The 8,064-nt window shown below is 42.5% G+C and carries 8 protein-coding genes; 4 read left to right on the top strand and 4 right to left on the bottom strand.

Annotated elements, in window-relative coordinates; translation table 11 throughout:
* Nucleotides 1-428: 428 nt before the first annotated feature.
* On the bottom strand, nt 429-1,061 hold the full coding sequence (gene aat / locus ABI367_RS02305; protein ID WP_462228374.1) for a leucyl/phenylalanyl-tRNA--protein transferase: 633 nt from the start codon (nt 1,059-1,061) through the stop codon (nt 429-431).
* A 95-nt stretch (nt 1,062-1,156) separates the two neighbouring features.
* Between aat and ABI367_RS02300 the strand changes: the two genes are divergently transcribed.
* Together ABI367_RS02300 and ABI367_RS02295 are read left to right on the top strand one after the other, a co-directional pair.
* Entirely contained in the window at nt 1,157-2,542 is a 1,386-nt protein-coding gene (locus ABI367_RS02300) for a DUF1800 domain-containing protein (RefSeq protein WP_462228373.1), read from the top strand.
* Between the two features lie 92 nt (nt 2,543-2,634).
* Nucleotides 2,635-3,834 carry a DUF1501 domain-containing protein gene (locus tag ABI367_RS02295; RefSeq protein ID WP_462228372.1) on the top strand — a complete coding sequence of 400 codons (1,200 nt, stop codon included), beginning with the start codon at nt 2,635-2,637 and terminating at the stop codon, nt 3,832-3,834.
* Here the strand turns inward: ABI367_RS02295 and ABI367_RS02290 are convergent.
* Both ABI367_RS02290 and hisS read right to left on the bottom strand, forming a co-directional pair.
* A complete protein-coding gene (locus ABI367_RS02290) occupies nt 3,831-4,574 on the bottom strand; it encodes a DoxX family protein (protein ID WP_462228371.1) in 744 nt (247 codons plus the stop codon). The two genes, ABI367_RS02295 and ABI367_RS02290, sit on opposite strands and share 4 nt — an antisense overlap.
* Before the next feature lie 63 nt (nt 4,575-4,637).
* Nucleotides 4,638-6,185 (bottom strand): histidine--tRNA ligase, encoded by a 1,548-nt coding sequence (hisS, locus tag ABI367_RS02285; protein WP_462228370.1) that lies wholly within the window; start codon nt 6,183-6,185, stop codon nt 4,638-4,640.
* 146 nt (nt 6,186-6,331) lie between these two features.
* Here hisS and hpt point away from each other — a divergent pair, with 146 nt between their 5' ends.
* Complete coding sequence (hpt, locus tag ABI367_RS02280) at nt 6,332-6,874, top strand: hypoxanthine phosphoribosyltransferase (RefSeq protein ID WP_462228369.1); 543 nt, start codon at nt 6,332-6,334, stop codon at nt 6,872-6,874.
* Nucleotides 6,875-6,967: 93 nt separating this feature from the next.
* Complete coding sequence (locus tag ABI367_RS02275; protein WP_462228368.1) at nt 6,968-7,732, top strand: slipin family protein; 765 nt, start codon at nt 6,968-6,970, stop codon at nt 7,730-7,732.
* A gap of 113 nt (nt 7,733-7,845) precedes the next feature.
* Here the strand turns inward: ABI367_RS02275 and ABI367_RS02270 are convergent.
* Nucleotides 7,846-8,064: hypothetical protein (locus ABI367_RS02270; RefSeq protein WP_462228367.1), on the bottom strand; the 219-nt coding region annotated here is incomplete at its 5' end.

Below are 8,064 nucleotides of genomic sequence, written 5' to 3'. Positions count from 1 at the left end.
AAAGACCTTCTGAATATAATTCCCTTCCTTGTTCATCTGCCTAAACTGACGTAAATAAATCAAATAAAATAACGCTTTTGAGCAGATCGTTGCGCAACAGCCACTCTAAGGAAAAAGAACTAGGCCCTCCCGCGGCCATGAGCGGGACGATGCTCTAATCTGGGACTATACACTTCTGCGAAGCAACCTTAAAGCAATTATAAATGATCCGGCAGCGAATTATGGGTTAACACCGCTTTTTATTAAACACCTGATTATCAAATAATTAGCCTAAAAATTTATGGTTAACACCTTTTTTTGTTAAATAGTTGATTATCAAATAATTAACTCAAATTTTTGCCGAAATGTGTTAAGTTGTGTTAACCCATTTTACCAAAAAAATCCCCGGGTGTTCGCCCCGTTCGTCTCTCCCAAACCTAACACCCTGTTTAAGCGGTATTTAACAAAGCCATAAAAGCTTGGCGGGGTATCATCCGCGCGCCCATGCTGGCTAAATGGTCGGTATATAACTGGCAGTCAATCAGGTCATAATCGCCGCTTTGGCAAACCCATATCAATGCCGCTTTAGAGGCATTGCTAACCTTGCTAAACATGCTCTCGCCGCAAAACACGCGTCCTACGGGTACGCCATACATCCCGCCAACCAATTGGTCATCCTGCCAAACTTCAACCGAGTGTGCCCGTCCCTCATAATGCAATTTGATATAGGCTTGCTGCATATCATGGGTAATCCAGGTACCATCCTGACCGGGGCGGTCAACCGTAGCGCAGGCGGTTATTACAGCTTCAAAACAGGTGTTCAGGGTTATGGTAAATGGCCGTTTCCGCATAGCCTTGCGCATACTGCCGGTAATAACTACCTCATTGGCATACAGCACAAACCGCTCATGCGGCGAGTACCATAAAATAGGGTCGTCATCACTATACCAGGGGAAAATGCCATTACCATAAGCCAGTAAAAGGCGGTCGGAAGATAGGTCGCCGCCCACGGCCAGCAGGCCATCGGGTTCGGCCAGTTCGGGGTTAGGGAAAATAAGGCGCTCATCTAACTCAAATATCATCCTAACAAAGGTAAATAATTGGTGTTTACTATATTGGATTAACGATTAAACCTATTTAAATTGCTGTAGTCAATAAAGTTTATAGCTAACTACCTATGAATAACTCCATTCAGATAAAGCACCTACATGCCCGGGCAGGTTTTGGCATCCGGTTCAATGAACTGCACGATCAGCAAAACTGGTCGGTAAAAAAGGCCGTTAAAAAACTCTTTGAGGCTTCCGAAAAAACAGAACCCCTTGCTGCCATTGACGAAAACATTGATCTGCGCTTTAAACCCCTCATGCAAAACGACGGGGAAAAGCGCGCCCTACAGGAAGAGCGTAACCGGCAGGAACGCCTGCTTAACGAGGGCTGGCTAAAACAACTCAGCGAAACTGATGCGCAGCTACGGGAAAAGATGACCCTGTTTTGGCATAATCACTTCTCGTGCAACATAGGCAACGCCAAATACCAGCAGGACCTGAATAATATTGAACGTGCTAATGCCTTGGGCAATTTTAAAACCCTGCTGCTGCAGGTGTCGCAAAGCCCGGCTATGCTACAGTTTTTAAATAACCAGCAAAACCAAAAAGGGCACCCTAACGAGAATTTCGCCCGCGAATTGATGGAGCTTTTTACCCTGGGCAGGGGCCATTATACGGAGCAGGATATTAAACAATCGGCAAGGGCATTTACGGGCTTTGCATTTAACGGCAAAACGGGTTTATATGCCTTTAACCCAAGGGTACATGATGATGGTCCTAAAACATTTTTTGGCCAAACCGGCAATTTTACGGGCGAGGATATCCTCAATATCATAACCGCCAACAAACAAACCGCCGTGTATTTATGCACCAAGCTATACCGCTACTTTGTTAACGAAGTGCCGGATATTAACCACATAAACCAAATGGCTGATGTGTTTTATAAAGCCGATTACGAGATAAAACCCGTACTGGAATATATGTTTCTATCGGATTGGTTTTATGAGGATAAAAACCGGGGCAACCTCATAAAATCGCCGGTGGAGTTGTTAGTAGGATTGAACCGTCAATTTTATATTACCTACCAAAACCCCGATGTATTGCTGCAATTTCAGCGCACATTGGGGCAGGTATTGTTTAGGCCGCCAAATGTGGCGGGCTGGCCCGGTGGCCGCAATTGGATAGACAGTTCATCCCTAATGTACCGGATGAAAATACCGTCGACCATATTAAATGCCGGGGTTATTGATTTTGCAGGCAAAGCCACACCCGAAGACGAGGCCTATCTGGCATCGCAAAAAAAACAACGGTTTAATATTATAAACCGGGTACAGGCAGTGCCGGATTGGAACAAGTTTTTAAACGAGATACCATTAGATACCTCGCATTTACAAATAGCCGAATTTTTATTGCAGCCTAAGCTAAACAATGTGATAATTGATGAAGTAAATAAATCAACCGATATAAAAGCGGTGGCGATACAAGTGATATCAACGCCGGAGTATCAGTTATGTTAGCCCCCTAACCCCCTGAAGGGGGAACAATGGGTTGACAGATAAACATATAACAAAAAACTAAGCTCCCCTTTAGGGGGCTGGGGGGTTAAATTATGAGACGCAGAGAATTTTTAAAAAACACCGCATTAGCATCAGGTGCATTTATGATGCCCGCTTTTTTAAAGCCATTTGAAGCGATGGCGCAAGGTGAATTATCGGGCTATAAAAATTTGGTTATCATCCAGCTGTCGGGTGGTAATGATGGGTTAAATACCATTATCCCTTATGGTAATGATATATACTACCAAAAACGTAAAACCATCGCCATAAATAAGCCCGATATTATTAAGCTGAATGATATGCAGGGTTTTAATCCCAGCCTGTCGGCATTAAAAGAAATTTATGATCAGGGCTGGATGAGCATCATTAATTCGGTAGGCTACCCCAACCCCGACAGGTCGCATTTCCGCTCTATGGATATCTGGCAAACCGCTAGCGATTCGGACAAGTTTTTAACTACCGGTTGGATAGGTCGGTATTTAGACTCCAATTGTCAATCCTGTAAAAACCCCTACACCGCTATTGAGGTTGATGATACGCTTTCGCTGGCCATGAAGGGCGCCAACATGAAGGGTATTGCCGTACAGGATCCTAACAAATTGTACCAAACCACCCGCGAGCCTTTTTTTAAGGATCTGGTAAACAACCATACGGATGCCCACTTAAATGAGGACAACCTGGGCTATCTGTACAAAACCATGACCGAAACCTACTCATCGGCTGATTATATTCAAAAAACCTCCAAAATTTATAATGTTACCGCCAGTTACCCGGCTACGGCTTTAGGTAACCAGCTTAAAACGGTGTCAAAATTTATTAATTCGGGCTTACAAACAAGGGTATATTATGTGTCGTTAGGCGGATTTGACACGCATGTTGGTCAGCAAAACCAGCAGGGACGCCAGTTGCAAATTTATGCCGATGCAGTTGCCGCATTTATAAAGGATTTAAAGCAAACCGGTAAACTTGACGATACGCTGGTAATGACCTTCTCTGAATTTGGCCGCCGTGTTGAGCAAAACGCCAGCAACGGCACCGATCATGGTACCGCAAACAACGTGTTAGTATTTGGCGGAAAACTGAAAAAGCCGGGGGTTTTTAATGATGCTCCCGATTTAACACAACTGGACAACGGCGATTTAAAATACCAGGTAGATTTTAGGGATGTTTATGCAACCCTGCTTGATAAATGGCTTGACGTAAATAACAGCCAGGTATTAAATAAAAACTTTAACGGGTTAGCCTTGGTTTAATCGTCGCTTAGTTTAGCCGAGGCAAAAAATGCGCCGGCGGCAACTGCCAGGTCGAGTAAAAAATCGGTCCATTGGCCGGCATCTTTTATGTTTTTAACTAGCGGCGGCCCGCTGTAAAACAGTGCAAAAGCAAGCAGCAATATGGCCAATGCCAATGCGGCTTGCTTAGTATAATATTTTAAAAATACCGCACCCGCCATTGCCATTATTAAAACGCCAACTACATAGTTAAAAAAAGTTTTGGCGGGGAAATAAACCGGTATGCGTGCTGTAACCATCTCCGGGTAATAAAAATGGGCCATTCCCATTAACAGTACAGGTAAAGCATAAAACCACCGGCCGGTTTTAACCAGCAACGGCTTTTCTGTAATTAACAGGCATGCCCCGGTAATTGAAACGTCCTGTATAAAACGGTACCATACCGTCCAGCTACCGTATGATCCACGAAGCTTAAAAAAATGGATGAGGACAATAAAGAACCCCATCATAATGCTCAGCATTATAGCGGCAAGGCTGGTTTTAAATCTTATTAAAAAACTTATACCTGCCAGCAGCATACCTAAACCGGTAACCCATACCCAAAAAGCCCTTGCCGGCATAAATTTGGGCACCAAGTTGGTTACAAATTCTATATATATTAAATGCTGTGTACCGGTGCCTATCCATGTTATAGCAAACAATAAAAAGCCAATAGTAAGGCAGGTTTTTTCGGGTACTTGTTTTGAAGTAAATGAAGACATTATGAAATAGTTAGGTTAATTGGTATTTCAAATGTAATAGATATTTCTGTTTAAAAGCAAATATTATAAAAGCTTGCTTATAATTTGCGCCGCGGTCAGTTTCTCCTGCTCACCGCTTGCCATATTTTTAAAGGATAATAAGCCGCTTTGCATTTCGTCGCTGCCAATTAAAATAACGTAGGGTATTTGCTTGTTATTGGCATAATCCATTTGCTTTTTAATTTTAACGCCTGCAGGATAGAGTTCAGAATTGATATTTTCGGCACGTAGTTGTTGTAATAGCGGCAGGGCATATTGCTCGCCATCTTTATCAAAACAGCAAATTAAAACTTTTGTGCTTTGGTTGGTGGCAGCAGGGAAAAGGCTCAACTCCTCCATCACATCATAAATCCTGTCGGCACCAAAGGATATGCCCGCGCCGGTCAGATCTTTAAGGCCAAACATCCCGGTCAAATCATCATAACGACCGCCACCGCCAATACTGCCCATGGCAACTTCGTTGGTTTTAACTTCGAAGATAGCTCCGGTATAATAGTTTAGTCCGCGAGCGAGCGTAATATCCAGTTCGCAGGTGGCGGTTTGCAGTTTGCAGCTTTGCAGGTAGTTAAAAACGGTTTCAATTTCTTCGCAGCCTTTTAAGCCTATTACCGATGTTGATAATGCTTTACGCAGACTTGCTAATTTTTCGTCATTAGTTCCCCGCAATAAAATAACAGGTTTTATTTTGTCGATATCCGCTTCGGTAAAGCCTCTTTCCAGTAGTTCTTTTACTACGCCGTCAAAGCCAATTTTATCTAATTTATCAATGGCTACAGTCAGGTCAATAATATTATCAGCTTTATCTATAAGCTCGGCTATGCCCGATAGAATTTTTCTATTATTAATTTTTATGGTGAAATCTTTAAGTCCTAATGCGCTCAAAGCCTCGTCATATATCAGTATAAATTCGGCCTCGTTTAATAAAGAATCAGACCCTACCACATCGGCATCACACTGAAAAAACTCACGGTAGCGGCCCTTTTGCGGCCTGTCGGCGCGCCAAACCGGCTGCACCTGGAAACGCTTAAATGGAAAAGTAATTTCGTTTTGGTGCTGTACCACATAGCGTGCAAAAGGAACGGTTAAGTCATAGCGTAAAGCCTTTTCAGAAATTTGGGGGGTCAATTTATTTGAGTTAAGATTTAAATCACCCCATGATAAATTATGTGCTACAATATTTCTAAATGATCTAATAGTATCTTGATCTTGCTCTGATAGTATTGTAGTATTTTGCAGTGCTTCTAATCTTTCCAGAAACAATAAAGATTGGGTTTCTTTTAAATCCAAACTATTATTATAAACATCTTGAATAAGTGTTGAGACAGTTTTTCTAATGTCTACTTTATTAAGATATTCGCCAGATTCCAAAATCTTAAACATCAGCTTATCCCCCTCATCGCCATATTTGCCAGTTAGGGTAGATAGGTTTTCCATCGATGGCGTTTCTATTTGCTGATAGCCATATTTGCGGAAAACGCTTTTAATGGTATCAAAAATAAAATTACGCTTCGCCATTTCCGCCGGCGAAAAATCGCGGGTGCCTTTTGGTACAGATGGTTTGATGGATGCCATGCGGCAAATGTACAAAAAAGCGGAGTATTGGTAATGCCGTTTAAGACTTACGAAGTTTTTAAACGGCGTAGCCCTCAACGAGGCCAAAAACAAACAACATCGAGTTAAACTTCGTAAGTCTAATACTATATTATATATTAGTGCCCATGAAAATCCAAATTGCCGATCTTGAGTTTGAACAGCTGCTGAGTTATGAAGCCCTGCAAACACGTATAAAGCAGCTTGCTAAACAACTAAATAAGGATTACGAAAATAAAACGCCCATGTTTGTTGGGGTGCTAAATGGCTGTTTCCTGTTTATGGCCGATTTGGTTAAGGAGATCAAAATACCCTGCGAAGTTGCTTTTACCAAGCTATCATCCTATCACGGCGGCATATCAACCACCCGCCGCATCCGCGACGACCTGGACCTTACCGTTAATATTGAGGGCCGCCACATTGTATTAGTTGAAGATATTGTAGATACCGGCAACACGCTGGATTATCTGGTAGCCAAACTTAAAAAACGCAAACCGGCCTCCATCATCGTTTGCGCCATGCTGGTAAAACCCGATGCGCTAGAATACGAAATTAAAGAGCTAAAACATATCGGCTTTGAAATTGAGAATGAGTTTGTAGTAGGCTATGGCCTTGATTATATGGAGTTGGGCAGGAATTTGAAGGGGGTTTATAAGAGAGTGGTTTCTTGATTTCGAATTTCGGATGTTCGATTTCGGATTTTTAATTTTGCTATATAATTGCTTAGCTATTTTATAATCAGTAGGTTTAAATAAAAAAGCATCATGTATTTACTAATTCCAATTTTTATCGCTCTTGTTTTAATAGCAATGGGCGTACGCATAGCGCAGGAATATGAGCGTGCCATTGTTTTTCGCTTAGGGCGCTACCATGCTACCAAAGGCCCCGGCATTTATTTAATAATCCCGTTTATCGACCGGCAAATAACAGTAGATATCCGTACCCGTACTGTCGACCTTGAACAACAGGAAACCATTACCAAAGACAGCGTTACTATAAAAGTTAACGCGGTGCTTTGGTTTAAGGTAATTAGTCCCCAAGATGCTATTATTAAGGTTGCCAACTATAACCAGGCGGTTTACCAGTTCTCGGTAACAGCGCTGCGCAATATTATAGGGCAACACCACTTGGATGAAGTATTACGCGAACGGGAAGAGATAAATAGCACGCTTCAAAAAATTGTTGATGCTGCAACCGAACCGTGGGGGATTAAAATTGAAATGGTTGAAATGAAGGATGTGGAGATACCCGAATCTATGCAGCGTGCCATGGCCCGCGAAGCCGAGGCCATCCGCGAAAAGCGTGCCCGTATCATTAAGGCTGAAGCAGAATTGGAAGCATCAATCAAACTAACCCAAGGCGCCAAACAAATGGAGGGCAGCCCGATAGCACTGGAATTAAGGCGTATGCAAATGCTATCCGAAATTGGAATTGACAACAATACCACTACCGTTATTTTAATGCCATCGGATTTTACAAACGCGGCTAAAAGTTTTACAGAGATGGTGAGTAAAAAAGAGAAGGAATAGCTTAAGGTAATCTGCTTTTTTTGTCATTCTGAGCATAGCGAAGAATCTCAAACCTATGCATTACCGCTCGACAGATTCTTCGCTATGCTCAGAATGACAGGGTGGGTTAGTGGTTATAATGACAAAGCGGAAAGCTCCGCTATCTCCCCCAAAACCTTCACAGCCGCATCAATGCTATGCACACTTTCAATACTTAAGCGCAGGGTATTTTTAACCTCTTTTAAATTGGTGCGGAATGGGTTTGCCTGTACATAGGTCAGTACATTTTTAAACGCGTCGGTTTCAAAGTATTTGCTTTGCTGGTTGGTGATGAAGTAACCGCGCAGTATGCC

This window comes from Mucilaginibacter sp. (assembly GCF_039935595.1).
Lineage (GTDB): Bacteria > Bacteroidota > Bacteroidia > Sphingobacteriales > Sphingobacteriaceae > Mucilaginibacter.
Note: the sequence above shows the minus strand (reverse complement) of the source record. Positions and strands in the feature narration are given on the sequence as shown.

Bases quoted from the DNA above. Each gene is read 5' to 3' on its own strand.
- aat (WP_462228374.1), bottom strand. From the start codon at position 1,061: ATGATATTTGAGTTAGATGAGCGCCTTATTTTCCCTAACCCCGAACTG.
- ABI367_RS02300 (WP_462228373.1), top strand. From the start codon at position 1,157: ATGAATAACTCCATTCAGATAAAGCACCTACATGCCCGGGCAGGTTTT.
- ABI367_RS02295 (WP_462228372.1), top strand. From the start codon at position 2,635: ATGAGACGCAGAGAATTTTTAAAAAACACCGCATTAGCATCAGGTGCA.
- ABI367_RS02290 (WP_462228371.1), bottom strand. From the start codon at position 4,574: ATGTCTTCATTTACTTCAAAACAAGTACCCGAAAAAACCTGCCTTACT.
- hisS (WP_462228370.1), bottom strand. From the start codon at position 6,185: ATGGCATCCATCAAACCATCTGTACCAAAAGGCACCCGCGATTTTTCG.
- hpt (WP_462228369.1), top strand. From the start codon at position 6,332: ATGAAAATCCAAATTGCCGATCTTGAGTTTGAACAGCTGCTGAGTTAT.
- ABI367_RS02275 (WP_462228368.1), top strand. From the start codon at position 6,968: ATGTATTTACTAATTCCAATTTTTATCGCTCTTGTTTTAATAGCAATG.